25 protein-coding genes are annotated in these 26,975 nt (G+C 70.3%); 17 read left to right on the top strand and 8 right to left on the bottom strand.

What is annotated here, in order from left to right:
* Positions 1–30: 30 nt before the first annotated feature.
* Positions 31–1,188 carry an ROK family protein gene (locus tag DPM19_RS23800; RefSeq protein ID WP_233510673.1) on the bottom strand — a complete coding sequence of 386 codons (1,158 nt, stop codon included), beginning with the start codon at positions 1,186–1,188 and terminating at the stop codon, positions 31–33.
* Positions 1,189–1,304: 116 nt separating this feature from the next.
* On the opposite strand from DPM19_RS23800, the gene DPM19_RS23795 reads away from it, so the two are divergent.
* The 10 genes from DPM19_RS23795 to DPM19_RS23750 all read left to right on the top strand — a co-directional run bounded on the left by DPM19_RS23795 (position 1,305) and on the right by DPM19_RS23750 (position 14,899).
* Positions 1,305–2,033 (top strand): amino acid ABC transporter ATP-binding protein, encoded by a 729-nt coding sequence (locus tag DPM19_RS23795; RefSeq protein WP_111870229.1) that lies wholly within the window; start codon positions 1,305–1,307, stop codon positions 2,031–2,033.
* Between the two features lie 30 nt (positions 2,034–2,063).
* The gene (locus DPM19_RS23790; protein ID WP_111870371.1) at positions 2,064–3,002 is read left to right on the top strand and encodes a glutamate ABC transporter substrate-binding protein; all 939 of its coding nucleotides are present in this window, start codon (positions 2,064–2,066) and stop codon (positions 3,000–3,002) included.
* Positions 3,003–3,021: 19 nt separating this feature from the next.
* Complete coding sequence (locus DPM19_RS23785) at positions 3,022–3,666, top strand: amino acid ABC transporter permease (protein WP_111870228.1); 645 nt, start codon at positions 3,022–3,024, stop codon at positions 3,664–3,666.
* Entirely contained in the window at positions 3,663–4,499 is an 837-nt protein-coding gene (locus DPM19_RS23780) for an amino acid ABC transporter permease (RefSeq protein ID WP_111870227.1), read from the top strand. The genes DPM19_RS23785 and DPM19_RS23780 overlap by 4 nt, the downstream gene beginning before the upstream one ends.
* A 23-nt stretch (positions 4,500–4,522) precedes the next feature.
* Complete coding sequence (locus tag DPM19_RS23775) at positions 4,523–5,464, top strand: asparaginase (protein WP_111870226.1); 942 nt, start codon at positions 4,523–4,525, stop codon at positions 5,462–5,464.
* 7 nt (positions 5,465–5,471) lie between these two features.
* Positions 5,472–6,215, top strand: a complete 744-nt coding sequence (locus tag DPM19_RS23770; protein WP_111870225.1) for a copper homeostasis protein CutC — start codon at positions 5,472–5,474, stop codon at positions 6,213–6,215.
* A gap of 92 nt (positions 6,216–6,307) precedes the next feature.
* Complete coding sequence (locus tag DPM19_RS23765) at positions 6,308–7,186, top strand: TIGR03619 family F420-dependent LLM class oxidoreductase (protein WP_111870224.1); 879 nt, start codon at positions 6,308–6,310, stop codon at positions 7,184–7,186.
* Positions 7,187–7,216: 30 nt separating this feature from the next.
* The gene (locus DPM19_RS23760; protein WP_111870223.1) at positions 7,217–7,663 is read left to right on the top strand and encodes a nuclear transport factor 2 family protein; all 447 of its coding nucleotides are present in this window, start codon (positions 7,217–7,219) and stop codon (positions 7,661–7,663) included.
* A 389-nt stretch (positions 7,664–8,052) separates the two neighbouring features.
* Positions 8,053–14,343: a fibronectin type III domain-containing protein gene (locus tag DPM19_RS23755; protein ID WP_111870222.1), complete on the top strand. Its 6,291-nt coding sequence runs from the start codon at positions 8,053–8,055 to the stop codon at positions 14,341–14,343.
* Positions 14,324–14,899, top strand: a complete 576-nt coding sequence (locus tag DPM19_RS23750) for a hypothetical protein (RefSeq protein ID WP_146778976.1) — start codon at positions 14,324–14,326, stop codon at positions 14,897–14,899. The genes DPM19_RS23755 and DPM19_RS23750 overlap by 20 nt, the downstream gene beginning before the upstream one ends.
* Before the next feature lie 31 nt (positions 14,900–14,930).
* On the opposite strand, the gene drmC is transcribed toward DPM19_RS23750, so the two are convergent.
* On the bottom strand, positions 14,931–15,617 hold the full coding sequence (gene drmC, locus DPM19_RS23745) for a DISARM system phospholipase D-like protein DrmC (protein ID WP_233510710.1): 687 nt from the start codon (positions 15,615–15,617) through the stop codon (positions 14,931–14,933).
* 255 nt (positions 15,618–15,872) lie between these two features.
* Here drmC and DPM19_RS23740 point away from each other — a divergent pair, with 255 nt between their 5' ends.
* Entirely contained in the window at positions 15,873–16,706 is an 834-nt protein-coding gene (locus tag DPM19_RS23740) for an SAM-dependent methyltransferase (RefSeq protein WP_111870220.1), read from the top strand.
* A 62-nt stretch (positions 16,707–16,768) separates the two neighbouring features.
* Complete coding sequence (locus DPM19_RS23735) at positions 16,769–17,950, top strand: cytochrome P450 (protein ID WP_111870219.1); 1,182 nt, start codon at positions 16,769–16,771, stop codon at positions 17,948–17,950.
* 105 nt (positions 17,951–18,055) lie between these two features.
* On the opposite strand, the gene DPM19_RS23730 is transcribed toward DPM19_RS23735, so the two are convergent.
* The 4 genes from DPM19_RS23730 to DPM19_RS23715 all read right to left on the bottom strand — a co-directional run bounded on the left by DPM19_RS23730 (position 18,056) and on the right by DPM19_RS23715 (position 20,133).
* Positions 18,056–18,739 carry a hypothetical protein gene (locus tag DPM19_RS23730; RefSeq protein WP_146778975.1) on the bottom strand — a complete coding sequence of 228 codons (684 nt, stop codon included), beginning with the start codon at positions 18,737–18,739 and terminating at the stop codon, positions 18,056–18,058.
* A 93-nt stretch (positions 18,740–18,832) separates the two neighbouring features.
* The gene (locus tag DPM19_RS23725) at positions 18,833–19,024 is read right to left on the bottom strand and encodes a DUF397 domain-containing protein (RefSeq protein ID WP_111870217.1); all 192 of its coding nucleotides are present in this window, start codon (positions 19,022–19,024) and stop codon (positions 18,833–18,835) included.
* A 102-nt stretch (positions 19,025–19,126) separates the two neighbouring features.
* Positions 19,127–19,318 (bottom strand): DUF397 domain-containing protein, encoded by a 192-nt coding sequence (locus DPM19_RS23720; RefSeq protein ID WP_111870216.1) that lies wholly within the window; start codon positions 19,316–19,318, stop codon positions 19,127–19,129.
* On the bottom strand, positions 19,315–20,133 hold the full coding sequence (locus DPM19_RS23715) for a helix-turn-helix domain-containing protein (RefSeq protein WP_158566875.1): 819 nt from the start codon (positions 20,131–20,133) through the stop codon (positions 19,315–19,317). Before DPM19_RS23715 ends, DPM19_RS23720 begins: the two co-directional genes overlap by 4 nt.
* A 128-nt stretch (positions 20,134–20,261) precedes the next feature.
* On the opposite strand from DPM19_RS23715, the gene DPM19_RS23710 reads away from it, so the two are divergent.
* On the top strand, positions 20,262–20,660 hold the full coding sequence (locus DPM19_RS23710; protein WP_325050278.1) for an ATP-binding protein: 399 nt from the start codon (positions 20,262–20,264) through the stop codon (positions 20,658–20,660).
* Positions 20,661–20,671: 11 nt separating this feature from the next.
* Here DPM19_RS23710 and DPM19_RS23705 read toward each other — a convergent pair whose 3' ends face one another.
* Together DPM19_RS23705 and DPM19_RS23700 are read right to left on the bottom strand one after the other, a co-directional pair.
* A complete protein-coding gene (locus tag DPM19_RS23705) occupies positions 20,672–21,898 on the bottom strand; it encodes an MFS transporter (RefSeq protein WP_111870213.1) in 1,227 nt (408 codons plus the stop codon).
* Complete coding sequence (locus DPM19_RS23700; RefSeq protein ID WP_158566873.1) at positions 21,895–23,154, bottom strand: glycosyltransferase; 1,260 nt, start codon at positions 23,152–23,154, stop codon at positions 21,895–21,897. Before DPM19_RS23700 ends, DPM19_RS23705 begins: the two co-directional genes overlap by 4 nt.
* Before the next feature lie 572 nt (positions 23,155–23,726).
* Here DPM19_RS23700 and DPM19_RS23695 point away from each other — a divergent pair.
* The 4 genes from DPM19_RS23695 to DPM19_RS23680 are packed head-to-tail and all read left to right on the top strand — an operon-like array spanning position 23,727 to position 26,946.
* Entirely contained in the window at positions 23,727–24,215 is a 489-nt protein-coding gene (locus tag DPM19_RS23695) for a VOC family protein (protein WP_199485252.1), read from the top strand.
* Positions 24,215–25,156 carry a hypothetical protein gene (locus DPM19_RS23690; RefSeq protein WP_111870211.1) on the top strand — a complete coding sequence of 314 codons (942 nt, stop codon included), beginning with the start codon at positions 24,215–24,217 and terminating at the stop codon, positions 25,154–25,156. The genes DPM19_RS23695 and DPM19_RS23690 overlap by 1 nt, the downstream gene beginning before the upstream one ends.
* 12 nt (positions 25,157–25,168) lie before the next feature.
* Positions 25,169–26,068, top strand: a complete 900-nt coding sequence (locus DPM19_RS23685; protein WP_111870210.1) for an LLM class flavin-dependent oxidoreductase — start codon at positions 25,169–25,171, stop codon at positions 26,066–26,068.
* Positions 26,065–26,946, top strand: coding sequence for a PhzF family phenazine biosynthesis protein (locus tag DPM19_RS23680; protein ID WP_111870209.1), 882 nt, complete (start codon positions 26,065–26,067; stop codon positions 26,944–26,946). The genes DPM19_RS23685 and DPM19_RS23680 overlap by 4 nt, the downstream gene beginning before the upstream one ends.
* Positions 26,947–26,975 lie beyond the last annotated feature (29 nt).

The raw sequence follows: 26,975 nt of genomic DNA, 5'->3' as shown, positions 1-26,975 counted from the left end.
TCGTGACGTCCCCGCACGCGGGACGGCCGGTCAGCGGTCCAGGATGTGGTCGATCCAGGCGTCGGACCGGTCGAGCAGGAGGTGGCCCGCGCCGAGGATGCAGGCGTCGCGCCCGGCGCGGGAGGTGGCGATCTCCAGGTTGCGGGTGGCCAGGGGCAGGCAGCGCTCGTAGATGACGCCCCGGATGGTGGAGACCAGGGTCTCCGCCTCCGAGAGGCTGCCGCCGATCACCAGCGCGTCGGGGTTGAAGAAGTTCACCAGGCCGGTGAGCACATCGCCGATGAGCCGGCCCGCGGTGCGCACCGCGCTGGTGGCCTGCGGCACCCCGTCGGTCACCAGGTCGACGATCTGCGCCGGCCGTTCCACCTCGATGCCGTGCGCGCCGAGCGCCGCCGCGAGCGCGGCCCCGCTGGCGTGCGCCTCCAGGCAGTCGGGGTGCCCGCAGGAGCAGTCGACGGTCGCCTCCGACAGGATCCGGACGTGGCTGATGTCGCCGGCGGCGCCGCGGCCCCGGTGCAGCCGGCCGTCCACGATGACGCCGCAGCCGATGCCGCGGCCGAGCTTGACGACCATGAGGTTGTCGAGCGCCGGCCAGGAGTGCCGGTGCTCGCCGACGGCCATGAGGTTGGCGTCGTTCTCGATCAGGGCGGGGACGCCGGCGTGGTCGGCGACGAAGTCGCGGACGGGGAAGTCGTTCCAGCCGGGCATCCGCGAGGGTGAGACGACCTGCCCGGTGGCCGGGTCGACGGGGCCCGGCAGCCCGATGCCGACGCCGCGGACGGGGACGTCCCGCAGGCCGTGCGCGTGGGCGAGCGAGCGGAGGCTGGCGATGACCGCGGTCAGCGTCTCCTCGGGGCCGACGGCGATGTCGCACGCCAGTTCGTCCAGCGCGAGGGGGGCGCCGGCGAGGTCCACGACCGACAGCCGCGCGTGGTGCGCGCCGAGGTCGGCGACGAGGAAGGCGCCCGCCTGGCGGGCGAGCCGCAGCCGGCGGGGGCGCCGCCCGCCGCGCGAGGCCCCGGCGCCCTCCTCGGCGAAGAGGCCGGCCTCGATGAGCTGTTCGACCCGCAGCGAGACGCTGGAGGGGGCCAGCCCGGAGAGCCGGGCGAGCTCGGCCCGCGACTCGGCCTGGCCGGTGGCCACGAGCCGGAGCAGCGCGGCCGGTCCGTCGTCTCTGCTGGTGCGCACCCCAGATGAATAGCACGGACCAACTTACTTCATCAATACGTTGACTTACGTTGATTTGACGTTCTATCGTCCCGTTTGACTTCGAAATCAAAGGAAGTTAGATCGTGGATGACCTTATGATCGCGGTTCGCGGCCTGCACAAGCGGTTCGGCGACCAGACCGCCCTCCGCGACGTCGACCTGGACGTGGCCCGGGGCGAGGTGGTCGTGGTGATCGGCCCCTCCGGGTCCGGGAAGTCCACGCTGTGCCGGTGCCTCAACCGGCTGGAGACCCCCGACTCCGGCGAGATCCGCGTCGACGGCGCGGCGCTGCCCGCCGAGGGCCGGGCGCTGGCCCGGCTGCGCGCGGACGTCGGCATGGTGTTCCAGTCGTTCAACCTCTTCCACCACAAGACCGTCCTGGAGAACCTGACGCTCGGCCCGACGAAGGTGCGCGGCGACTCCCGCGCCGAGGCCGAGCGGCGGGCGCGGGAACTGCTGGACCGCGTCGGCATCGGCGACCAGGCCGGCAAGCTGCCCGCCCAGCTCTCCGGCGGCCAGCAGCAGCGCGCGGCGATCGCCCGCGCCCTGGCCATGCGGCCCAAGGTGATGCTCTTCGACGAGCCGACCTCCGCGCTCGACCCCGAGATGGTCGGCGAGGTGCTGGACGTCATGACGGGCCTGGCCCGCGACGGCATGACCATGGTCGTCGTCACCCACGAGATGGGCTTCGCCCGCCAGGTCGCCGACCGCGTGGTGTTCATGGCCGACGGCGAAGTCGTCGAGACCGGCACCCCCGCGGAGTTCTTCGCCTCCCCCGCCACCGACCGGGCCCGGGACTTCCTGGCCAAGGTCCTCAGCCACTAGCGACGCAACACCCGAGAAAGGTTGATGATCATGACGCTTGTCCCCACGGGGGTGCGCCGGGCCGCGGTCGCCGCGGTCGCCGCGCTGGCGCTGACCGGCCTGGCGGCCTGCTCCAGCGACGACGCCGACCCGGCCGTGCCCGGCGCCGGCGGTACCGCGCCGGCCGACGACCTGGTCGCCGCGGCGCCGGTCGCCGCGAGCCTGATCCCCGGCTCCACCATGGAGAAGATCAAGCAGCGCGGGCAGCTCATCGTGGGCGGCTCGCTGGACGCCCCCCTGCTGTCCCAGCAGAACCCCGCCACCAAGAAGGTCGAGGGGCTGGACGCCGACTTCGGCCGGCTGCTGGCCAAGTACATCATCGGCAAGCCGAACGTGAAGATCGTCAACTCGGCGTCGGAGACCCGCGAGGCGCTGCTGGCCAACGGCACCGTGGACGTGGTGTTCCAGACCTACAGCATCACCCCGGAACGCGCCAAGCAGGTCGCCTTCGCCGGCCCGTACTACAGCTCCGGCCTGGTCATCGCCACCAAGAAGGACGAGACCGGCATCAAGGCCCCCGCCGACCTCAAGGGCAAGACGGTCATCGCGGGCGCCAACACCCCGGCGATCCCCGCCATCAAGCAGGCCGCCCCGGACGCCAAGATCGTGACGTTCGGCACCGACCCCGAGTGCGTCCAGGCGCTCAAGCAGGGCCGCGGCCAGGCGTACGTGCAGGACGAGGCGCTGCTGCTGGCCACCGCCAAGCAGGACCCGACCGTCCAGATCCAGGGCAAGCCGTTCACCAGCGACCCGTACGGCATCGGCCTCAAGCACGGCGACGCGCAGATGAAGGCGTTCGTCAACGACTGGCTCAAGCAGATCCAGGCGTCCGGCCTGTGGGCCAAGGTGTGGAAGAACTCGATCGGGACGGTCGTGCAGGGCGAGGCCCCGCAGCCGCCGGCGATCGGGTCCGCCCCGGGCTCCGAGTGACCCCCGGCCTCGCCCTGCCATGAACGTCATCACCGACCACCTCGCCGAGTTCGGCGACGGCCTGCTGCTGACCGTCGGGCTGACCCTGCTGTCCCTGGCGGGCGCGCTCGCGGCGGGAGTCGTCGTGGCCGCGCTGCGGGTCAGCCCGGTGCGCGTGCTGCGCGCCGCCGGGATGGCCTACGTCGAGGTGCTGCAGAACGTGCCGCTGCTGGTCTGGCTCGTGCTGGCCGTCTTCGGGCTGCCCGAGGTCGGCGTCATCGCCGGGCTGTTCACCACGGCGGTGGTCGTGATCGCCCTCTACCAGGGGGCGTACGCGGCCGAGGCGATCCGCTCGGGGATCAACGCGGTACCGGCGGGGCAGGGCGAGGCCGCCCGGGCACTCGGGCTGACCTTCACCCAGTCGCTGCGGCTGGTGATCCTGCCGCAGGCGCTGCGGACGGTCATCCAGCCGCTCGGCAACATCGCGATCATGACGCTGATGAACACCGCGCTCGCCGCGGCGGTCGGCGTGGTCGAGCTGACCGCCGCCGCGAACCGGGTCAACCTCGCCGAGGCCCAGCCGATCTGGATCTTCGTCACGGCGGGTCTGGCCTACATGGCGCTGTCGGCGGTCTTCGGCCTGGTGACCGGAACGCTCGAACGAAGGCTGGCGATCCTGCGATGAAGAACCTCCCGGCCGCGCGCCTGCTGTTCGACGAGCCCGGGCCGCGGGCCCGCCGGCGCATCCGGATCGCGACCGCGCTCGCCGTCCTGGCGGGTGTTGCGCTCGTCGCCCTGGCGCTGCGGCAGTTCGCCGACAACGGCCAGCTCGCGGCCGACCGCTGGCGCCCGTACGGCACCTGGCCGATGTGGCGCTACCTGCTGGAGGGGTTGCGCTCCACCGTGCAGGCCGCGGTGGTGGCCATCGCGCTGTCCGCGGCGGCGGGCGTCGCGCTGGCGCTCGGCCGGATGTCGCCGTCCCGGTGGCTGCGGCTGCCCTGCGCCGCGTACGTGGAGGTCGTCCGGACGATCCCGGCGCTGCTCCTGGTGTACGTGGTGCTGTTCGCGCTGCCCCGGTACGGCGTGGACCTGCCGCTGTTCTGGAAGCTCGTGGTGCCGCTGACGGTGTCCAACTCCGCCGCGTTCGCGGAGATCTTCCGGGCCGGCATCCGGTCGGTGGAGCGCGGCCAGCTGGAGGCGGGGCTGGCGGTCGGCCTGACCCGCGGCCGGGCGATGCGGCTGATCGTCCTGCCGCAGGCGGCGCGGCGGGTGCTGCCGTCGCTGGTCAGCCAGTCGGCCGGGCTGCTGAAGGACACCTCGCTCGGGTACGTCGTCAGCTACGCCGAGCTGCTCTACAGCGGCAAGGTGCTGGCGAACTACAACCACCTGCTCATCCAGACCTACATCGTGATCGCGCTGATCTACCTGGTCATCAACGCGACGCTGGCCAAGATCGCCCGGACCCTGGAGGCCCGGCAGCGAACCCGCCCGGCGCGGGCCGCCACCACCTCCTCCTGACCCCCACACCTTCGAGGAACGAGATGTACGACGTGCTGGCCGAGGTCGTCCGCAACGGCTTCGTCGAGAGCCGCCACTACGGGAGCGTCGCCGGGCTGGCCCCGGACGGCACCCTCGGTTACGCCCGCGGCGACGTGCACGCCACGGTGCTGCCGCGGTCCACGACCAAGCCGTTCCAGGCGCTGGCCTGCCTGGCGGCGGGCGCGCCGCTGGCCGGGGAGCACCTGGCGATCGCGGCGGGCAGCCACACCGGGGAGGACTTCCACGTCGCGGCCACCGCGGCGATCCTCGCCGCGGCCGGGCTCGGCGCGGACGCCCTGCAGTGCCCGCCGGCCTGGCCGGAGGACGCGCCCACCCGGGCCGCGCTGATCAGGGCCGGCGAGGGCGAGTCGCGGATCCGGATGAACTGCTCGGGCAAGCACGCCGCCATGCTCGCCGCCTGCGTCGCCGCCGGCTGGCCCACCGGCGACTACCTCGACCCCGGGCACCCGCTGCAGCGGGGCGTCCGGGCCGCGCTGGGCGACGCCGCGGGCGAGGAGCCGGCCCCGGTGGCCGTGGACGGCTGCGGCGCGCCGCTGTTCGGGCTCACCCTCGCCGGCCTGGCGCGCGCCGCGCAGTCACTCGTCCTGGCGGCGGGCGGGCCGGGCCGCGCGGTTGCCGACGCGATGCGCGCCCACCCCGAGTACGTCGCCGGGACGGGCCACGTCAACACCGAGTTCATGCGGGCGCTGCCCGGCTCCGTGGCCAAGGGCGGCGCCGAGGGCGTGCTCATCGCCGCCACCGCGCAGGGCCACGCCGTCGCGGTGAAGGTCATCGACGGCAGCCCCCGCGCCACCACCGCCATCGCGCTGCGCGCGCTCGCCGCGCTCGGCGCCGACACCACCCCAGCGGAGCCGCTGGGCACCGTCCCGGTCCTCGGCGGCGGGCGCCCGGTCGGCGAGATCCGCGTCACCGAAGGGAAGTAGAAGTTCCGTGAGCCTCACCTACGAGATCTGCATCGACAGCGTGGCGGGCGCCATCGCCGCCGAGAAGGCGGGCGCGCACCGCGTGGAGCTGTGCGCGGCGCTGTTCGAGGGAGGGCTCACCCCGAGCCTGGGCACGATCCGTGCCGCGCTCGCGGCGGTGTCGTCGATCCGGGTGCACGTCATCGTCCGGCCGCGCGGCGGCGACTTCATCTTCGACGCGCACGAGATCGCGGCCATGGAGCACGACGTGGCCCTGCTTCGCGAGGCCGGGGTGCACGGCGTGGTCGTCGGGGCGCTGACCCCCGACGGCGACATCGACGAGGCCGTCACCGGGCGGCTCGTCGCCGCGGCCGGCGGCCTGTCGGTCACCTTCCACCGGGCCTTCGACATGACGGCCGACCCGTTCGCCGCGCTGGAGACCCTGGTGGACCTCGGCGTGGACCGGGTCCTCACCTCCGGCCACGACGTGAGCGTGCTGGAGGGCGCGCCGCTGATCGCCCGGCTGGTCGAGCAGGCGGGCGACCGGATCGCGGTGATGCCCGGCGGCGGCCTCAACGCGCGCAACGCGGCCCGGGTCGTGGCGGCCACCGGCGCCCGGGAGTTCCACTTCGCCGCGCTGAGCGAGGAGGCCAGCCCGGCCGTCTTCCGCAACCCGTACCCGTTCATGGGCGGCGAGCTGCGGCGGCCGGAGTACCAGCGGCTCGTCACCACCACCGGCGGGATCGCCTCGGTGATCCGCGCCGCCGGCTGAGCCGCGATCGGGGGCGCGCGGGGTCCCGGCGCCGGGACCCCGCGCCACATCCCCATATAAAAATGGAACAGGTTCTATTAGGCTCCGGTGTCATGCGGTTCACCTATGCCGAGGCCATGACCGACCCCTCCTACCACCTGCCGCTGGCCCGGGCCGCCGAGGCCGCCGGGTACACGAGCATGGCGGTGGCCGACTCCCTGATCTACCCGAAGGAGTCGGACGCGACCTACCCGTACACCGCGGACGGCAGCCGGGAGTTCCTGGAGGACAAGAGCTTCATCGAGACGTTCACCCTGATCGCGGCCATGGGGGCGGTGACCTCGACGATCAGGTTCACGCCGTTCGTGCTCAAGCTGGCCGTCCGCCCGCCGGTGCTGGTCGCCAAGCAGGCGAGCTCGATCGCCCACCTGACCGGCAACCGGCTGGGCCTCGGCGTCGGCCTCAGCCCGTGGCCCGAGGACTTCACCGCGATGGGCGTGCCGTGGGCGCGCCGCGGAAAGCGGATGGACGAGGCCATCGAGATCCTGCGCGGCCTGACGGGCGGCGGCTACTTCGAGTACCACGGCGAGTGCTACGACCTGCCGCCGGTGAAGATGTCCCCGGTCCCCACCGAGCCGATCCCGATCCTGGTCGGCGGGCACAGCGAGCCGGCGCTCCGCCGGGCCGCCCGGCTCGGCGACGGCTGGATGCACGGCGGGGGCGGCCCCGAGGAACTGGACGCGCTACTGACCCGGCTGGCCGCGCTGCGCGCCGAGGAGGGCACCGCCGACCGCCCCTTCGAGATCCACGCCATCTCCCTGGACGCCTACTCGGTGGACGGGGTGAAGCGGCTGGCCGACAAGGGCGTCACCGACCTGATCGTCGGGTTCCGGATGCCGTACATCAAGGGGCCGGACACCGAACCGCTGGCCAAGAAGATCGAGAAGCTGGAGCGCTTCGCCGAGTCGGTGATCGCCAAAGTCGGCCCTTGACCAGAAACGAGAACAGGTTACATTTTCCATATGATCGACTCCCCCGCCATCAGCTGGGACGCCCCCGACGCCGACCACCCCGCGCGCCGGGCCGGGCAGCGGTCCATGGCCACGGTCGCCGCCGGCCGCAAGGCGGACTGGCTCGCCCTGTTCGCCCCCGACGCCCTGATCGAGGACCCGGTCGGCCCCTCGATGCTCGACCCCGAGGGCAAGGGTCACCGCGGCCGCGCGGGGATCGAGGCGTTCTGGGACGGCCACTTCGGCGTGGTGAGCGAGTTCCGCTTCCAGGTCACGGACTCCTTCGCCAACGGCCCGTGCTGCGCCAACGTCGCGTCCATCGCCATGACGTTCAACGGCGGCGGCACCATGACGGTCGACTGCGTAATCATCTACACGGTCGACGACGAGGGCCTGATCACCTCGCTCCGCGCCCACTGGGACCCGGACCGCGCCCTGGCCACCATGACCAGGCCGTAGCTCCGACGCCAGCCGTACCGCCCGAGCCGGCGGGCGGATTTATCGACTCAGGGCTCCATGCCCCGGCCAGATCACATGCCGCTCCCCTGAAGGTCGTTGCCAAGGGACAGCCACGAAGAGGTGTCCACCCAAGACGTAATTGTCCATAGCGTTCAATAACGAGCTCTCATGGCGGCGCCGTTCGCAACCCCTGCCCTTGACCGATCATGGACAGCCGACCGTGAGCTGGATGAATGGCTCCCATCCGCTCCCGGCCAAGCCCCACCCCCTTTCCGATCTTCAAACATTTACGTAGCTTCTCCCTGCAAGCTGCATATGCCTCTTTTGTCGCAGTGGCTTGTCCCGCTTCTGTCACCAAGGTCCCACCGAACGTGCGTTAGGGAGGGCAGATGCTCGGCCGCTGGTCGTTGGCACTGGTACTGGTGATGACGATGCCTTCACTGCTGGTGGTGTCAGGGAATCCCGCCCTGGCGGAGCCGAAGCCGAAACCTCGAAGCACGCAGACCGTCAAGGGTCCCGAGCCACTGCAACCGCCCGCCTCGATGCTCACTCCCAAGCCTTCCAAGAGTTCACGTCCCCGCGCTGGGAACGTGCCATCGGCACCTGCTCCATCAGCCAAGCTGGCCGAAGGGACGGGCCAGTACGTGGGTGGCCTCAAGGTCCGGGTGCTGAGCAACGTGACGATCGCAGCCGGCGCCACCTCGACAGTGAAAGTCACCGATGTGGGATCGGTGCCGGCCACAGGGGTATCGACCGTCGCAGTCAACTTCGCCATCGCCGGCACAGGCGGGACGGGCGGCATCATCGCCTACCCGTCCGAGCAGGCCACCGCCCCCGGAGTAACGGGAGCGCGGTACCGGTCGGGCGTGTGGGAGGACCATCTGCTGATGCTCAAGGTCGGCACCGACGGTCATATCAAGGTGAGGAACACCGGAACTGTCCCGGTCGCCGTGTACATCGACATTCACGGCTACTTCACGACCGCGGGGACCGCGGCGGGCTCGAACTACGTCCCGCTCCCCACCGCGCGGATCATCGGCGGCCAGACGATACCGGCGAACTCCAGCGCCGCCTTCACCGCAACGGGCGTCGGCGGTATCCCCGCCACCGGCGTCGCCCATGTCGCCTTCACTCTGGTCGTGAGGAGCACGGGATCAGGCCAGGTGATGGCCTACCCGTCAGGGACGACCGCGCCGACCGCCAGCAACATCAACTACCGTCCCCCGGATTTCCTCTCCAATCTGGTGATCGTCCCGCCGGGATCCGACGGGAAGGTCGCCATCAGGAACTACGGCTCCACGCCACTGACGGTGTACGCCGACGTCACCGGCTACTTCGCGGACCCGTCGGCTCCGGTCGCGGCGTCCGCCGCGACGCCCGTCACGCCGTCCAGGATCGTCAACAGCACGCCGGTCGCGGCCGGCGCGACTTACGTGGTGGCACCGCGCGGTAAGGCGGGCGTTCCCGCCACCGGTGTCGGCGCGGTGGGCGTCAACCTCAGCGCCGCCAGCAGCACCGCCAGCGGCCTGTTGCGGGTCCATCCCACCGGCCAGGCCAACGTCCCTGGCGGGGGATCCATCGCCTTCCAGGCCGGCACCTGGGCCAACTTCGTACCGGTGAAGCTCGGGCCCGACGGCACCTTCACCGTGCGGAACACCGGATCCGCCACGGTCAACCTCTCAGTCGACACCTTCACCTACTTCACCACGCCCGGCCCTCCGGGCGCCCCGACGAGCGTCACCGCCGCCGGTGGGGACAGGTCCGCGACGGTGCAATGGCAGCGGCCCGCCTCTGACGGCGGCGCCGCGATCACCGGGTACACGGTGACCGCCAGTCCCGGCGGCGCCCGGGTCACCACCGACGGATCCACGCTCGAGGCTACCTTCACCGGGCTGTCCAACGGCACGGCCTACACCTTCACCGTGACCGCGACCAACGTCGCGGGCACATCGGCCCCCTCGGCCGCGTCCGCCCCGGTGACCCCTGCCCCAGGGAACGTCAGACCGGGAGCGCCCACGGACGTCACCGCCACACCGGGGGACGCCACCGCCACCGTGCGATGGCAGAAACCCGCCGACGGCAGCTCACCGATCACCAGCTACACCGTCACCGCCAGCCCGGGCGGCGCGTCCGTCACTGTCAACGCCCCCGCCCTGCAGGCTCAGGTACCAGGCCTGACCAACGGAACCTCCTACACCTTCACAGTCGTCGCCACCAGCACCGTGGGCGGCTCTGACCCGTCCCAGCCCTCCGCGGCCGTGGTGCCGGGACGCGTCCCGGGAGCACCAACGAACGTGATCGCATCGGCTGCGGACAGGAGCGCCAGCATCACCTGGACGGCTCCGGCCGACACCGGCACCTCACCGATCACCAAGTACACCGTCACCGAGGTCACGTCGGGGGACAGCGTCACCACGGCGGGCGAGACCTGGGCCGCCTTCACCGGTCTGGACAACGGCACGCAGTACAGCTTCCGCGTCAAAGCCACCAACGCCACAGGCGAGTCCGCCTGGTCGACCGTGTCCAACACGGTGACGCCACAGGAGTCACCCGTACCGGGCCGCCCGTTCATCACCGACACCGTCGCCGACGATGGCGAGGTGGAACTGGCCTGGGCCCCGCCCGACACCGGTGCCCGGGCGGTGACCAGGTACCGGATCACCGTGCAGCCCGGGAACCGCACGGTCGACACCCCGCCCGAGACCAGGACCGCCACCATCGACGGCCTGGACAACGGCACCGAGTACACCTTCACCATCGTCGCGTCCAACGCCAACGGGGCGGGACCTGCGTCGCTGCCGGCCAAGGTCGCCCCGCGCCCGGCCATCGCCCCGCTGCCGCCGACCGTCCTCCAGGTCCTGCCGTCCGGCGGGCGGGTCACGGTGCGCTGGCTGCCTCCCCAGGACGGAGGCTCGCCGATCACCGGCTACACGCTGGCCGCCGATCCCGGCGGCGCCGAGGTCACGGTGCCCGGGAATGCGACGGAGGCCACGCTGACCGGGCTGACCAACGGCACCGCCCACACGCTGCGGCTGACCGCCATCAACCGGCGGGGCACCAGCACCGCCGCCACCACGCCCAACGTCACGCCCGCCGCGGATCGCGTTCCCGGCCAGCCGACCAACCTGGAGGCCACCGCCGTCGCCGCCGGCCAGGCCGAGATCTCCTGGCAGCCGCCCGCCGATCCCGGAACAGCAGCGATCACCGAATACATCGTCACCGCCTCCCCCGGAGGACGGACCGTGACGGTGAACGACTGCGACCCCCAGCAACCGAACTGCACCGGCACCCTCACCGGCCTCGACCCCGACACCGATTACACCTTCACCGTGACCGCCCGGAACTCCGCCGGCACGGGACCGGCCAGCCAGGCGACCCAGCCGATCCACCTCCGCCTCACCGCCAAGGCCACCCCGCGGAACCTGTCGGTGCCCGCCGCGAACACACTCACCGCCGTGCGTAGCGACGGCACGCTGGTGTTCAGCAGCCCACCCGCCGAGGTCACCGACCTGACCGCCGGGCAGATCCTGATCGCCCCCGCGACTCCGGCCGCGCCGGAAGGCCTACTCAAAAAGATCGTCAAGGTCAGCACGGTCGGGACCCGCACCGTCATCACGACCACCCAGGCGAATCTGACCGACTTCATCACTGACGGAGACTTCACCGGCCAGGTCACGCTGGACAGGAACGACGTCTCCGGGGCCGCCGGCTTCCTCGCCCCACCCCCCAGAGCGGGCAAGCGCAGGGCGGAGACACCTCTCGGCCCGCCGTTGCACTTCCCGCTGCACCAGAGCATCGGCTCCCACGGACGCTTCGACGCCGACTTGATCCTGCGGCCCACGCTGGTCTACAACCTGCGGATCCGCGCCGGCAGGATCTCCGGCCGCGTTGCCGTGCAGAACAACCTGTCGGGCCACATCCAGGTCACCGCGACCCGGCAGGACAAGTGGAGCAAGCAGTTCACCCTCGGCAAATGGAAGCACCTCAAGTACGTCAAGGCGGGCAGAGCACGCATCCCGATCACCTTGACGACGTCCCTGACCGCCAATGCCGAAGCGCGTGCCTCAGGCAAGGTGACGTTCGGTGCCAAGCCCAACGTCGACACCGGCGTGGCCGCTCAGCTCGACGGGTTCAGAACCAGTTGGACGCCCTTCCACCAGGACCGAACCACCGCGGACCGTCCCATCCTGGACGGTACGGCCCTCGCCCGCGCCGGTCTCACGGGCGACCACTTCGTCGCGCTGGCCGGCACCGTCGGGCTCGGCGCCGAAATCAACTCCCACGTCACGGCACAAGCCGACGTCAACGCCAACCCCTGGTGGACGGTCCGCGCCGACTCCTCCATCCGCGGCTGCGTCTCCTGGTTCGACCAGTGCACGCCCGCCGGCGTCTCCAGGGACTTCTCCGTCACCCTGCTGAGCGCCGACGGGCCCTTCCGCGGCCTGGTGATCGAACCCGCCCACGCCCGCACCCTGCGCGGCCGCGCGGTCGACTTCAACGCCGCCGCGTTCGGCATCCCCCAGCCGCAGGTGCGGTGGAACATCGTCTCCGGCCCGGGAAGCATCGACGACAACGGTGTCTACGTCTCCGACACCCCCGGCGTCGCCGTCGTCCGCGCCACGGCTCAGAGCGGCGGGCTGGAGGATCCGGACGCCGAGGCCCAGATCGTGGTAGACCCGAACATTCCCGAAGCCCCGACCGACGTCAGGGCCACGCCCCTTCCGCTGGCTGCCCATGTGAGCTGGCAACCCCCCGCCGACACCCTGGTCGGCATCACCGGCTACACCATCGTGGCGACCCCGCGGGAGCCGGAACACCCCGAGGTCACCGGCAACACCCCGGCCTCGGCCCGGACCTTCGACCTGCCCTACATGGAGGCGGGTGTCTCCTACGACGTGCGCGTCTACGCCACCAACGCCGGCGGCTCCGGGCCTCCGTCCCCGCCCGCCACCGTCACTCCGAACCAGGGGCTCTCTCCCGAGGGCGGCGCCGTCAACGCCGCCGTCGATGTCAACGGCATCCCTGACAGCACCGGCAACTCCCAGGACTACATATCCAGCATCTCCGCGGACGGCAGGTACGTCTTCTTCCTCACCACCGGCAACAGCAACCTCATGCCGCCAGAGGCCGCCGACCCTAACAGCAGCGCCTATTACATCCTCCGCAAGGACATGGAGACCGGCGAGCTCGTGCTCGCCTCACGTCAGGCCGACGGCCGCACGCCGGCACCTGTCGATCCCCTGTCGTTCGCTTACGTCACTTACGAGGGCGCCCGGGCCGGCACCAGCGTCGCTTACGTCACGCTGTCGTCGGCGGGCACCACCGACGGTGACCTCATCGTCAACGACGTGGACGGAAATAGCGCTTGGCTGGTCATGGACGGCAGCGCACACGCCTATCCGTACGTCTCCATCAGCCTGAGCGACACCGGGGATTCCATCGCTTACCTCGTTTACTACCCCGGAGGGATCCCCGAGTATCAAATGTTCCACGCCCAACGTGGTGGCGACTACACCCTTGTCAACCGGGGCCCCGGGACTTTCCATAATTTCTCCCTGAGCATGGACGCCGACGGCGACCTGATCACCTACAGCAGTGCAGTCTCCAGTGGTGGCGCCCTGCGATCAGAAATGCGGGTGGCTCGTATCAGTACGGGAACGTACGAAGTGGCAGCCACGCTCGAACCGAACCACCCGACCTACGAAAACCCCATCCTCCCGAAAATATCCCCTGACGGAACTACGATCGCCTATTTCCCGCTGCGTCGCGATGGCGGCGGGCGCGACACACTCGTCAAGAAAATTCCCGACCTCGGCATCGGTACCCGGGTGGGCCCCATCGCCTGGGAGGCTCACAACCTCAGCAACGAAGGACGCTTCGTCAGCGGCGGCATGCGCACGCCCTCGGCCACACCCCAGTCCGGAATCTATGATCGGCTGACTGGCGGTTTCCTGGCGACCTACGGGCCAACCCGCCTCGCCCATGACGGAAGTGCCGGCGTCCATGCCAACACGGCCTGCGGCGGGCCCTGCCCACCAGGCGTGTGGTATCAGCGCTTCCACATCCCGCGGGGAAACTTGGGCACGCAGGTGTGCAATAACCCGGATTACGGCTCGATTGGCCAATATGGCCGACGCACCGGCGCACGGGCCAAACTGTGCCGCCCCCTTCCTGAAGACGGACAGACTGCGGGCGATCGCAAACCTCCCGGATGGCCCCTGAGGACCTACAGGCCAGAATGGAAGGTGCCCAGTTCTTGGCCAACCAGAAATACACCGGGATCTGACAATAATCACATCTTCCAGCGAGGCCACCTTATCGGAAAGCAATTCGGAGGAAAAAGAATATTCTCCAATCTAGTCACACAGTTCGGATACTCCAACAATAATCTCCAGAACCCATTCGAAGGTCAAATCGCCAGGCATATCGAGAGTTCAGGCGAAGAAATATATTATTACGCGATACCCGTTTACTCTGATCTGGACGCCCCGCAGACTCCCACCGTGGACACCGCGGGCGGCGCGAACTGGGTCGGGGCGTTCCCCAGCAAGGAATACCCCATGCCCAACAAGATCCACATCATTGCCCAGGGAACGGACGGTTATTTCGAGGACGTCTGCATCCCGAACACCCAGGATCGAACACTTACGGTGGTCCATGATGACCCTTGCCTCGCTTGAACGGATCATCGGCCCACCGACCGTTACTCCGGTTCAGCCGGACTGGAACACGATCGCCACCGAACACGGGATCGTCTTTCCCTCCGACTACAAGGCTCTGACCGAACGCTATACGGCGCTTGATATCCATGAGTTTCTTTTCATCTACCATCCAGCATCAGCATCGGGGAACTTACTCTCTGGCAGGAGGCCGCAGGCCGAGGACGTCAACTCGTACCTGGAGCGCACGCAGAAGTTCGCGGGAGGCTATGACCCCGAGACAGCAACGGTCATACCCGCAGACCCAACGATCCGCGTCGACTACACCATCTACCCCGAACCCGGCGGGCTGCTTTCATGGGGTGTGACAGTAAACGCCCAGAAATGCCTCTGGCTCACTCACGAGAACCCCGAAATGTGGACGGTGGTCATCGGAGACAACGTCTGGGGTTGGTGGCACTACCAAGGTTCCATGACCAGATTTCTCGTCGATGTCCTCGGTGAAAAATTCACATGCCCGCTACTCGACCCTTTTCCTGCAGAATGGTCGATCACCGACATCTACGAATGCCCCTGACGTCGATCTCCATACGGCACGTTCTCTCCGGTCACATCCGTTCCAGGACCCCGGCCGACCGCAGGGCGTCGAAATGCTCGGCCGCCCGTTCGGGGGCGGTGCCGCCGCGGACGAACAGGCCGGCCTCGATGTTGCTCTCGACTCCCGCCTGGGTGAGGTTCGCGCTGGAGACCAGCAGCTCCCGCCGGTCCGCCACCGCGAGCTTGGCGTGCATCTTCCCTTTCGCCTCGGCGCGCCGCCCGACCGGCCAGTGCCACAGCTCCACGCCCAGCCCGTGGAAGGCCACCGCCGGTTCCTCCCCCGAGAGCGCGCTCCCGGCTCCCTGCAAGGTCTCCACCACTACTCGCACGGTCACCTTCCGCGCGACCGCGGCGGCGAGCGCCTCCTGAAGCGGCGGGTGGGGCTTGGCCGAGTAGGTCATCAGCAGCAGCTCGCGGGCGGCGCGTCCGACGATCTCGGTGAGCACCCGGGCCGTGGCGCGCACCGGCACCGCGTGGCTGGTCGGCCCGCTCCACACCGTCTCGATCCGTACCGCCGCCTCCTGGTGGGCGAGCGCCATCGCCACGCCGCGCAGGTAGGCGGCGGCCGCGTGGGCCGAGAGGTCGTCCTCGTCGAACGCCGCGTTGACGATGGCGTTCACCTCGTCGGGAAAGTCCGGCACGCACTGCCGGAGCCGGTAAAACCTCTGCTGCTCGAAGCGTTCGGCGAAGGTGCGCAGCCGGGGCGGCCTCAGCCGTATCCGTGTTCGGCGACGGTCGCCTCAAACCGGTTCAAATGACGAACCGACCCGGTCTGGCCGTCCTCCGGGGCGACCAAGTCTCCCGCATGCAAGTCAGTAAGCTACGAAAAAACCAACTTGATAGGCATATAATTGCGCCATGTCGGCGCCCAACCGCTCCTCACACAGGGGCGACCCTGCGCACTGTTTCGGGCAGCGCAACATGGAGCGCGGCAGGACGGCCGAGGAGGCATCGTGGACGGCGAGCAGGCACCACCCGGCGTCGACGTCGCCACGCCGAACACCGCCCGCATCTACGACTACTACCTCGGCGGCAAGGACAACTACCGGGCCGACCGGCAGGCGGCGGAGCAGGTCCTCTCCGTCGCGCCGGAGACACCCCGGCTGGCCTGGGAGAACCGGGCGTTCCTCGGCCGGGCCGTCCGGTACCTGGTGGGCGCCGGGATCCGCCAGTTCATCGACGTGGGCAGCGGCCTGCCCACCCGGGAGAACGTGCACGAAACAGCGCAGCGGGCGGCGCCCGACGCGCGCGTGGCGTACGTGGACCGGGACCCGGTGGTGCTCATCCACAGCCGGGCGCTGCTGGCCACCGACGCCCAGACCGCCGTGGTCGAAGCGGACATGCGCCGGCCCGACGACATCCTCGACGACCCGGAGCTGCGCCGGCTGATCGACTTGGATCGGCCGGTGGCGGTGCTGTTCGTCGCGGCCCTGCACTGCCTCACCGACGACGACAAGCCCGCCGGGGTGGTGGCGCGCTTCCAGGAGCGGATGGCGCCCGGCAGCCACCTCGTCATCTCGCACATCACCGCCCAGGAGGACGCCGAGACGGCCCAGCGGGGCGCCGAGGTCTACCGGCGGGTCGGCGCCACGACGCAGATGACCCTGCGGGACCGGGCGCAGCTCATGAACCTGTTCGACGGGTTCGAGCTCGTCGAGCCGGGGCTCGTCCCGCTGCCCGACTGGCGGCCCGAGACACCGTTCGGGGCGACCGTCGCCCCGCCGCCCAAGCCGCGCCGGGGACCCCTGCCGATCTGGTTCCTGTGCGGTGTGGGCCGCCTGCCCTGACCCGGTACCACCAGCGATCCGATCCACCACCCGGGGCGTGCCCGGCGGACGAGGAGGGCCCCATGCCCGAGAACCCGATCCCGACGATCGACTTCACTCCCGTCTCGGGCGAGCAGGCGGCGGGCACGTCGCACGCGAACCTCGACGAGCTGCGCGAGCGGCACGCGGCGTTCCGCAGCGACGCCGGGCAGGGGTTCTGGGTGCTCACCCGGCACGACGCGATCCTGGCGGCGTACCAGGACCCGGAGCTGTTCTCCAGCCGGGCGATCACCGTGCTGGACGCCGACCCGCCCTACCAGTGGATCCCCGTGATGCTCGACCCGCCCGAGCACACCACCTGGCGGCGGCTGCTGCGCCCGCTGTTCACCCCGGCCCGGGCCACCGCCATGAGCGATCAGATCCGGCGGCGCTGTGCCCGGCTCGTCGACGAGCTCGCCGAGCGGGGCTCGTGCGACTTCGTCACCGACTTCGCCCGGGTGTTCCCGACCACGATCTTCCTGGAGACCATGGGCCTGCCTACCGAACGGCTCCAGGAGTTCCTGGGCTGGGAGTACACCATCCTGCACCAGCCGCCCTCCCCGCAGTGGCTGGACGCCCGGCGCGCGGCCATGGGCGAGGTCGCGGCGTGCTTCACCGAGCTCATCGCCGAGCGGCGGCGCGCCCCGCAGGACGACATCGTGAGCGCCGCCCTGGACTTCGAGATCGACGGCCGGCCGGTCACCGACCAGGAACTGCTGTCCCTGTGCGTCCTCCTCTTCCTGGCCGGGCTGGACACCGTCACCGCGGCGCTCTCCTACTCCTTCTGGCACCTGGCCCGGCACGACGCGGACCGGGCGCGCATCGCGGCCGACCCCGGCGTCGTCCCCGCCGCCGTGGAGGAACTGCTGCGCGCCCACTCCCTCGTGCTGCCCGGCCGAAAGGTCACCCGGGACGTGGAGTTCCACGGCTGCCCGATGAAGGCCGGCGACATGGTGCTGCTCCCGATCAGCTCCGCGACCCGCGACCCGCGCGCCTTCCCCGACCCGCAGGCGGTGGACTTCGACCGCTCCCCCAACAAGCACATCGCCTTCGGCGCCGGCCCGCACCGCTGCCTCGGCTCCCACCTGGCCCGCCAGGAACTCCAGATCGCCCTCCAGGAGTGGCACGCCCGCATCCCCGACTACCGCATCCCCGACGGCGCCCCCGTCACCGAACACTCCGGCCAGGTCATCGGCCTCGACACCCTCCCCCTCACCTGGACCTGAGGCCTGTCTCCAAGTGAGACCGACAGCCCCCGGCGGTACCACCAACGCCCGCCTCCACCCCTTGCTCGCGTGATCGTTGAGGATGGGTGGGGCCCGGGGTGGACGTCAGGCGGAGTCGTGCAGGACCTCGTCCGGGGTCGGGGCGCTGAATTCCACGGGCGTTCCGAACTCCCGGAAGTCGACGACGACCGAGCGCAGGCTGCCCTCCCAGCGTCCGAATCGGAGCATGGTCCAGCTTTCCCGGAAGCCCGTCAGCCGGCCCTCGGCGTCCAGCCAGACGTCGTAGATCACCCGGGCTGTGTAGTGATACCGCAGATGTTTGTACAGCTCGGCGAGCATCGGATCGGATGCGCTCTTACGCGGGCGGATGAGGAAGGTGTAACGGTCGTTCCCGGCTTCCACCGCGTGGGCGACGGGTCTGGCAACGGTGCGGAGGGCGACGATGAACCCGGCCCACTGCCGCTCCCAGTGCGGGCAGTACGGGCACTCCACCGGGACCTGCCGCCAGATCCGCCCGGTCTCACGCTGCTCCTGTTGCGTGAGTCGGTGATACACCTGCCCGCCGGTCTGCAGTTGTTCGAACTGTTCGCCGTTCGTCTCCACGATGGAGAACCTGGTTCCGGCGCGGAAGTCCACCAGGGTCGTCAGCCGCATCTCGACAGGGCGGCGCCAGCGCCCCTCTACGAGAGCCGTCTCCTCCAGCCGGGCGGTCGTGAGGTCCGCCAGCTGGTCGGCGATGTCGGCGAAGGGCACGTCCACCCGGCCTCTCGGCCTGCGCAGCAGGGACATGAGGCGGAGCATAGACGCAGCAGGCCCGAAAGATCACGAATCTTTGCAGCGGGACGGGCGGACCTCGCCAGTCGGGCACCGACGGCGGTGGGGTCAGGAGGGCGGGGAACCGTACCTGATCCGATCCAGCAGAGCGGTGAACTGGGCGGCGGTCAAGGTCAGGTGACCGCCGGACGGGTTCTTGGAGTCCCGGACCCCGATCCCCGGCGCGAGACGTCCCGCCTCGACGCAGTGCTCGTCGTCCGCTCCGCCGCTGTGGGAACTCTTACGCCACTGCACGGTCATGCGCACCAGCGTAAGTGCCGGTGCGCTTCGCACGAAGAGCGGCGTTCGCCCGCTCCTGGCCGGGTCCGGCCAGGAGCGGGCGTGGAATGGCAGGCGGGGAGGTCAGGGGGCTGGGGAGGTGTGCTTGATCTGGTCCAGCAGAGCGGAGAACTGGGTGGCGGTCAAGGTGAGATGACCGCCGGACGGATTCTTGGAATCCCGGACCCCGACCCCCCGCACGAGACGCCCCACCTCAACGCAGTGCTGATCGTCCGCTCCGCCGCTGTGAGAACTTTTACGCCACTGCACGGTCATGAGTATCGCTCCAGGTACCGCTTGATGATGTCGCGAGAGGCTTCCTCGGAGGCAGCCTTTGCACCTATGCGATCGTACTTAACGGACAGCTCTCTCACCTCGATCGGCCCTTCGATCAGCCGTCCACCGTTCTGCGCCCCGGAGTAGGCAATGTCGCGAGTCTCCAAACTGAGGATTTGCAGAGACCCGTCAACGCCCAGGTGCGCGCCCGAGGAGAACGGGATGACCCGCAGAATCACCTGGGGCATGTCCGCCACCGTGAGCAGATGCTCAAGCTGCCCCCGCATCACCTGGTTGTCACCGACGACCCGAGCGAGCACGCTCTCATCGATCACGGCCCAGATCTCGACGGAGTCTTTCCTGCTCAGGAAGGCATTGTTCTTCCGGGCGATCCTCTCCGCCATCTCCGCTTCGAAGTCCTTAGGGGTGCCGGACTTAACGTACGCCCAGGTGTAGTCGTCGGTCTGGAGTACCAGGGGGACCACCTGGCCGTGGTACATCTTGATCAGGTTGGCCTGTTCCTCGTACTTGACGAGCTGGCGGCCCCAGTCGGGGTCGTGTGCCATGCGGGCGTACCAGAGCAGTAACTGGAACAGGATCCCCGTTCCGTACCTCTCGTCGAGTGCCCGCATCTGGTCGTCCTGCGGGCGCTGCCTGCCGGCCTCCATGTTGGAAACAGTCGAGCGGGCCACGCTGATGATCTTCCCGCACTGCGTCAGTGACAGCTCTTCCTTCTCCCGCCAGAAGCGTAGATAGAAGGCCAGGAAGTGCCACATCGAGATCTTGGGATTGAGGGGATCGCGAACGATGGGCATTTGCACTCCTTGTTTGGCGCTGTTACGACAACAGGTAAACCCTAGAACCAACCCGTCACTCTTGGTGAGGAAATCGGAAACTCGCCAAGGACGGTACATCGGTGGCCACAACGACTGACGCCCTGCTCATGTCCCTGCTCGGATCGCCGGCGGCTGCCGGACTGGCGCGCACCCTTACCGACCAACGACTTCGCAAATGGGACTGTTTTCGCATTTTGGACGACACACTTCTCGTCGTCACTGAATTGATCACTAATGCGGTCAAAGAGACCCCGCGCAGGGAGATCCGGTTCCGGCTCGCCCGCGAAGCGGGGGACGTCGTGGTCGCCGTCTGGGACTCCAGCCCCCGGCTGCCCCGCCCCCGGCCCGCCGTCGAACTCACCCTGGACACCCTCGACCTCGCCGAGGACGCCTACGACGACAACGGCGGCCGTGGCCTCCTCATCGTCCAGTCCCTCACCAGTGCCTGCGGTTGCACCCGCGACCCGAGGGGCGGCAAGTGGACCTGGGCCCGCCTCGTCCCCTGAGGACGCACCCCTCAGCGCACCCCGCGGATGGGGAACACGAAGACGATGCCGAGCAGGCTGATCAGCGCGGCGGCGATGTACAGGCCGGAGTACCCGAACGGGGTGGCCAGGATCGCCGCCGCCGCCAGGGGGGCCGCCGTCTGGGGGGCGGCGTTCGCCAGGTTCATGATGCCGAGGTCGCGGGCGTACGTGGTGGGGTTCGGCAGCGTCTGGACGCAGAGCGCCTGGTCGACGGACAGGTAGACGCCGTAGCCGAGGCCCAGCACGGCGGCGGCGAGCAGCGTGGTGTTCCACGTGTGCAGCACGCCGAGCAGCAACGCCGCGACCGTCATCAGCAGGATCGCCCAGACGACGAAGACCTTGCGCCGGCCCGAGCGGTCGGACAGCCTGCCGCCGAGCAGCGTGCTGAAGATCAGGAAGACCGCGGCGACGCCGATCAGCAGGCCCTGACGCCGGGTCGCGTCGGGCAGTTCCAGCACGTCGGTCAGGTAGTAGAACAGGTACAGGAAGGCGATGGCGTTGGAGAAGGTGACGATGAAACGGGTGGACCAGGCCAGCCAGTAGTCCCGGTAGGACCTCCCGGGGGCGGCCGGCCGGTCCGGGCCCGCCTGCACCGGTGCGGGCGCGTGCCCGTCCGACTGCGAGATGGCCGACGGGAGCAGCAGCAGGAAGTAGAGGCCGGCGAGCAGGACGAACCCGCCGCCGGTGTCGTCCTCCGTCAGAACGAGGGAGCCGGCGCCGAGCACGATCCCGATCACCTGCCCCAGCCCGACCAGGGCCGAGACCTCCGCCATGTGCCGGGCGGGGACGTGGTCGGGGATGAAGGCCGAGAGGGCGGCCAGCGCGCAGTTGGTGCCCGCCTGGGTGACGGCCCAGGTGACGAAGATCCCCGGGACGGTCTCCTGGACGGACACCGCCACCAGGCCCGCGGCCCCGACCAGCGACCCGGCGATGATCCAGGGCCGCCGCCGGCCCAGCGGGGTGCGCCACCGGTCCGACGCCCAGCCCACCGCCACGTTGGACAGCATCGCGACCACCGCGCTGACCGCCGTCACCAGGCCCAGCACCACGACCTTGTCCGAAGCCCCGGCGATCTCCTCGATCTTGCGCGGGAGGAGGTTGGCGAGCCCGGCGTAGAAGACCGCCACGACGCCGACGTTCGCCGTCACCAGGGACAGCACCCGCGGCCCCCGGACCCGGAAGGGCGCGGGGGCCGCCACCCCCTCGGCCTGTTTCACCGGGCGGTGCCCGGTCTCTTCGCGGCCAACGCCGAACGGTAGACCTCGGCCACCCGGCCGGCGAACACCGCGGGGGTGTAGGCCAGCGCCTGCTCGCGGGCGACGTCGCCCAGCTTCTGCCGCAGCGGCTCGTCCGACAGCAGCCCGGTGATCCCGTGGCCGAAGGACTCCAGTGTCTCCGCGACGATGCCGGTCTCGCCGTGCCGCACCGTCTCGCCCAGGTCGGTGTCCATGACGATGGCGGGGATCCCGGCCAGTGCCGCCTCGGTGAGCACGATGCCCTGCGTTTCGGTCAGCGAGGGGTGCGCGAGGAGCGCGCAGTCGCGGAGCAGCGCCCGCACCACGGAGTTCGGCAGCGCGCCAAGGAACCGCACGGTGTCCTCCAGGCCCATCTCGGTGGCGAGCCGCCGGTAGCGCTCGTCCCCCCGGTAGGAGCCGATGACGGCCAGTTGGATCCGCGGGTGGGCGGGGAGCACGAAGCGTTGCAGCGCCTCGAACAGATCCTCCAGGCCCTTCTCCGGGGACGGGCGGCCGACGAAGGCGATCGTCGTCCGGGCCGGGTCGAGTTTCGCCTGGGCGGCCTGGTAGGCGGGGAGGTCGGCGGCCGTCATCGGCACGTCACCGGCGACCGCGGTGGGGATGACGGCGGCCGGGCGGTCCGTCTCGTGCAGCGGCGGGCGCAGCAGGCACTTGCGGGACGGGACGATGACCTCGTCGAAGAAGCCGACGGCCGAGTCGAGCATGCGCACGTGTTCGGGGGTGACGTCGCGGCCCGCCAGCGACTTCGCCGCGACCGCCCCCACCTCGGCGGCGGTGCGCCCGGGCCGTTCCCGCCAGTTCCAGAGCCCGTGGAGGGCGGGGATGGCGAAGTTCAGCGCCCGGTGCGCCGTCCGGTACTCGATCACGTCCGTGTGCCAGCTGAGGACCGCGGGCACCCCGTACCGGCGGCAGTACACCGCGGCGGCGAACCCGAGCGGGGCCAGGGTCTGGATGTGGACCACGTCCGGTCGGAAGCGGTGTCCCAGCGGCCGGAAGCCGCGGGGGGTGATGAGGCTCAGCGGGTAGTCGGCGATCACGGCGGGCACCGACCGGACGCGGTGGACCCGCGGGGAGTCGTTCGCCGTGTTCCGGTGCGAGGGGGCGACGACGGCCGCCTGGTGCCCTATCTCGGTGAGGCCCGCCAGCAGCGCGGCGGTCGACTGCGCGACCCCGTCCGGGAGCGGCGGATAGCTGTCAGAGACGATCAGTACGCGCATGGGGTCGTTCATTCCACGCTTTCGTGGTCGGGTCTGCACCGGGGTCAACCGGAGGGACATCGAGATCAGCGCCGGGAACCGGCTCATCCTGAGCGGCCCGTGGGCGTGGCCCACACGCTCTGGTGAATCACCGGTACCGAAACGTATCCCGGACAGATCGTCCTATTCCTTGCCCCCTCCCGTCTTGGAGATGTCCAATACCGTTATGTAGACAGTCGTGACGAGGGGCGCTGGAGGGTCGATCGCACCCGCCGCCGGAGCCCCGCGAACGACCGCGCCCGAGCCGGCTCGACCGGCCGGGCGGAGCCGCGGCGGAGGCGGCGGGACGGTCCCGGGAGCCGGCCGCCCCGAAAATCAGCCGCCGCGCGGCGTTTAACGTTCGCCTGACGGAAGGCTATGAATCATCTGAAGTCACCCCGGTTGAAGGCCGGGGCGGGCGAAGGTAGTTTCTTCTACTGTCCGCCGTATTCGTGACTTCGTTTTCTGATCCCGGTTGATCGATCGAGCGAAAGTCCCGGCCGGACTTCCCGCACTGGGCAATGGACCTCAATCTGATGTGAGGAGGCTTTGCCGTGCCCGAGACATCCACCCTTCCCGGCCGGGAGAAGGTCGCCCTCGGATTCCACCATCTGGGAATCCAGACCGCCGACCTGGAGAACTGCCTGGCCTGGTACCGGGACTTCTTCGGGGCCGAGCCGAACTGGTCGCTGGACCGGTTCTCTGAGCTGACGCTCAGCCGGCTGCCCGGCATCCGCCGGCTGGTCGAGGTGGAGGCGGGCGGCGTCCGCTTCCACCTGTTCGACCGGGACGGCCACACCCGCACGCTCCCCGACGGATGGGGGACGCTGTTCCAGCACGTGTGCGTCGAAGTGGATTCACCGGCGGAACTGCACGAGGTGCGCGAGCGGTGGATCGAGCTGTTCCGCTCCGGCCGGTACGCGTTCGCCCGCCCCGACGGGCCCACCGACATCGTGACCGATGCCGAAGGCGTGCAGAGCCTTTACGTCCTCGACGTGAACGGCCTGGAATTCGAGTTCACCTATATTCCGGGCGGCGACTGATGGGAATCCGACTCGACACCACGTTCACCGAACGCACCAGCCTGGAGTCCTGGGACTTCGGCGATTTCCCCTACGCGCTGGAACCGCTGACCCTGCCCGTCCCCGGAATGGCGCCGCTGGCCGCGGGCGACCCGCCGCAGGGCGACTTCGCGGCGGTCTGCCGGGAGTTGCGGGCGTTCACCGGCGCCTGGGACACCCCGGTGGAGGCCGACCCGTTCCAGTCCTACGACCGGTTGTTCTGGTTCCGCTGGATCACCGGCCACCAGCTCACCTTCGCCGTCTGGCAGCTCATGGGGCGGCTGATCAAGCCGGTGGCCGAGCGCGGCCAGGCGAGCGCCGCCGAGCTGGACGCGCTCACCGCCTACACGCACGGGTACTGCGCGATGCTGCTCTACACCGGCTCCTGCCCGCGCCCGGTCTACACGGGCCTGATCAGGCCGAGCATGTTCCTCCAGCACCCGGGTTTCAGCGGCACGTGGGCCCCGGACTTCGGCCCGGTGCGCGCGCTGTTCCGCGGCCGCCCGCAGCCGTGGACGGACGGCCCGGAGGCCGCGGGGCTGCGCGCCGCGGTGGAAACACACAAAACGATCCATGACGGCATCGCGGCCAAGCTCGTGCCGAGCGGGCGGTCGCTGCTCCAGCAGTCCATGTCGGAGACGTCGGTCAAGAGCTCCGCCAAGACCGCCGTCCTCTACGACAACTACTTCCTCACGCTGCGGGCCCCGACCCGGGCCGACCGCATCGTCGACCAGTTGCTGCGCCGGCTGCGGGCGGTGGCCCTGGACGTCGCCGCCAACGACCTCTACCCGCTGGGCCACGGCGTCCCCCGGATGCCGGCGGAGTACGGCCAAGACGAGGTGATCGCCTGCGAGTACGGCCTCTTCAAGATCCTCTCCCGGGTCGGGGAGACCGCCGCGGGGCTCGTGCCCGCCCACACGTAGGAGGCGAACGAGATGCGTCACGGCGTGGTGATCCTGCCCGAGCACCGCTGGAGCCGGGCCCGGGAGATCTGGTCGGCCGCCGAGCGGCTGGGCTTCGAGCACGCGTGGACCTACGACCACCTCATGTGGCGGTGGCTCGGTGACAAGCCCTGGTTCGCCACCGTCCCGACGCTGACGGCGGCGGCCACCGCCACCTCGACGATCAAGCTCGGCACCCTCGTCGCCAGCCCCAACTTCCGGCATCCGGTGAACCTGGCCAAGGAGCTCATGACGCTGGACGACATCTCCGCGGGCCGGCTGGTCTGCGGGGTGGGGGCCGGGTCGCCGGTCGGCTACGACGCCGAGATCCGCGGCGACGCCGTGCTGTCGCCGCGCGAGCGGGGCATCCGGTTCGCCGAGTTCGTGGAGTTGCTGGACCGGCTGCTGCGCAGGCCGGTGACCTCCTACGAGGGCGTCCACTACCGGGCCGTCGGGGTGCGCATGGAGCCGGGCTGCGTCCAGTCCCCCCGGGTGCCCCTCGCCGTCGCGGCGACCGGGCCCCGCGGCATGGCCCTGGCGGCCCGCTTCGCCGACATCTGGGTGACCAGCGGGAAGCCCAACGCGTTCGAGGCCGAGCGCTACGACCAGGCGCTGCCGCTGCTGAAGGAGCAGAACGCGGCGGTCGACGCGGCGTGCGAGGCCGCCGGCCGCGACCCCACCGAACTAGACCGGCTGCTGATCACCGACGCGGCCGTCGGCGGGGTGCTCGACTCGGCCGAGACCTACCGGGACGCGGCCGGGCTGTTCGCCGGGGCCGGCTTCACCGACCTCGCCGTGCACTGGCCCCGGCCGGAGTTCCCCTACCAGGGGAGCCTCGACGTGCTGGAGGAGGTCGCCGCCACCGTGGTGCGCCCGCAGGGAGGTGCGAAATGATCCGCTTCACCATCGTCAACATGTTCGCCGAGCGCGCGTGCGCGGGCAGCGCGCTGGGGGTCGTGACCGACGCGCGCGGCCTGTCGGACGAGCGCATGCGGCAGGTCGCCACGGCGCTCGACACCGACGAGACCGCCTTCGTCCTGCCACCGGCGGCGCCGGGCGCGACGCACCGGGTCCGGATCTTCACCCCGGGCGGCGAGTCGCCGTTCGGCGGCCACTCCTGCATCGGGACCGCGGTGACGCTGGTCCGCGACGGGCTGCTGCCCGCCGGGGACGTGGTGCAGGAGTGCGGCCCCGGGCTGCACCGGCTGTCCGCGGACCGGACCCGCGCCACGATGTCCGCCGCCGGGCCGCGGCCCGGCGGCGAGATCGACCCGGAACCGCTGCTGGAGGCCACCGGGCTGGCCCGCGCGGACCTCGCCGGCACCGCGCGCGCGGCGGGTTTCGGCCCGCTGTTCCACTACCTGCCGGTCCGGGACGAGGCGGTGCGAGCCGCCCGGCCCGACCTGGGGAGGATGGCGCGGCTGGACCTCCCCGACGTCTTCGTGTTCGGCTGGGACGCCGCCCGGCGGACCGCGCACGGGCGGCTGTTCGCGCCCGGCTACGGCATCCCCGAGGACCCGGCCTGCGCGGGCGTGGCCCTCGGGCTCGGCCTCTGGCTGGTCGCCGAGGGCGCGCTTCCGGCGGACGCCGGCACCCATGGCTACGGCATCGACCAGGGGGCCGAGATGGGCCGGCCGGCCCGGCTGGACTGCGCGCTCACCATCGGCGGGGACGGGTCGGTGACCGCCTCCGTGACCGGGCGGGTGGTCCCGGCCGTCCGCGGGAACCTCGTCCTGCCGGCGCACCCCGGCACCGTTCCCGGCCCGAGATGACCCGAGACGACCCGAGACGAGAGGCGGTC

Source organism: Actinomadura craniellae (assembly GCF_003289645.1).
In the GTDB taxonomy this organism is placed as follows: Bacteria; Actinomycetota; Actinomycetes; order Streptosporangiales; family Streptosporangiaceae; genus Actinomadura_D; species Actinomadura_D craniellae.
This window is presented reverse-complemented; position numbering and strand designations above follow the sequence as displayed.

What these genes read in the sequence shown, in the direction of transcription:
- DPM19_RS23785 (WP_111870228.1), top strand. Translation starts at nt 3,022, where the DNA reads ATGAACGTCATCACCGACCACCTCGCCGAGTTCGGCGACGGCCTGCTG.
- DPM19_RS23690 (WP_111870211.1), top strand. Translation starts at nt 24,215, where the DNA reads ATGGGAATCCGACTCGACACCACGTTCACCGAACGCACCAGCCTGGAG.
- DPM19_RS23750 (WP_146778976.1), top strand. Translation starts at nt 14,324, where the DNA reads ATGACCCTTGCCTCGCTTGAACGGATCATCGGCCCACCGACCGTTACT.
- DPM19_RS23760 (WP_111870223.1), top strand. Translation starts at nt 7,217, where the DNA reads ATGATCGACTCCCCCGCCATCAGCTGGGACGCCCCCGACGCCGACCAC.
- DPM19_RS23700 (WP_158566873.1), bottom strand. Translation starts at nt 23,154, where the DNA reads ATGCGCGTACTGATCGTCTCTGACAGCTATCCGCCGCTCCCGGACGGG.
- DPM19_RS23780 (WP_111870227.1), top strand. Translation starts at nt 3,663, where the DNA reads ATGAAGAACCTCCCGGCCGCGCGCCTGCTGTTCGACGAGCCCGGGCCG.
- DPM19_RS23710 (WP_325050278.1), top strand. Translation starts at nt 20,262, where the DNA reads ATGTCCCTGCTCGGATCGCCGGCGGCTGCCGGACTGGCGCGCACCCTT.
- DPM19_RS23755 (WP_111870222.1), top strand. Translation starts at nt 8,053, where the DNA reads ATGCTCGGCCGCTGGTCGTTGGCACTGGTACTGGTGATGACGATGCCT.
- DPM19_RS23715 (WP_158566875.1), bottom strand. Translation starts at nt 20,133, where the DNA reads ATGCCCATCGTTCGCGATCCCCTCAATCCCAAGATCTCGATGTGGCAC.
- DPM19_RS23790 (WP_111870371.1), top strand. Translation starts at nt 2,064, where the DNA reads ATGACGCTTGTCCCCACGGGGGTGCGCCGGGCCGCGGTCGCCGCGGTC.
- DPM19_RS23765 (WP_111870224.1), top strand. Translation starts at nt 6,308, where the DNA reads ATGCGGTTCACCTATGCCGAGGCCATGACCGACCCCTCCTACCACCTG.
- DPM19_RS23735 (WP_111870219.1), top strand. Translation starts at nt 16,769, where the DNA reads ATGCCCGAGAACCCGATCCCGACGATCGACTTCACTCCCGTCTCGGGC.
- DPM19_RS23725 (WP_111870217.1), bottom strand. Translation starts at nt 19,024, where the DNA reads ATGACCGTGCAGTGGCGTAAGAGTTCCCACAGCGGCGGAGCGGACGAC.
- DPM19_RS23720 (WP_111870216.1), bottom strand. Translation starts at nt 19,318, where the DNA reads ATGACCGTGCAGTGGCGTAAAAGTTCTCACAGCGGCGGAGCGGACGAT.
- DPM19_RS23680 (WP_111870209.1), top strand. Translation starts at nt 26,065, where the DNA reads ATGATCCGCTTCACCATCGTCAACATGTTCGCCGAGCGCGCGTGCGCG.
- DPM19_RS23685 (WP_111870210.1), top strand. Translation starts at nt 25,169, where the DNA reads ATGCGTCACGGCGTGGTGATCCTGCCCGAGCACCGCTGGAGCCGGGCC.
- DPM19_RS23795 (WP_111870229.1), top strand. Translation starts at nt 1,305, where the DNA reads ATGATCGCGGTTCGCGGCCTGCACAAGCGGTTCGGCGACCAGACCGCC.
- DPM19_RS23730 (WP_146778975.1), bottom strand. Translation starts at nt 18,739, where the DNA reads ATGTCCCTGCTGCGCAGGCCGAGAGGCCGGGTGGACGTGCCCTTCGCC.
- DPM19_RS23775 (WP_111870226.1), top strand. Translation starts at nt 4,523, where the DNA reads ATGTACGACGTGCTGGCCGAGGTCGTCCGCAACGGCTTCGTCGAGAGC.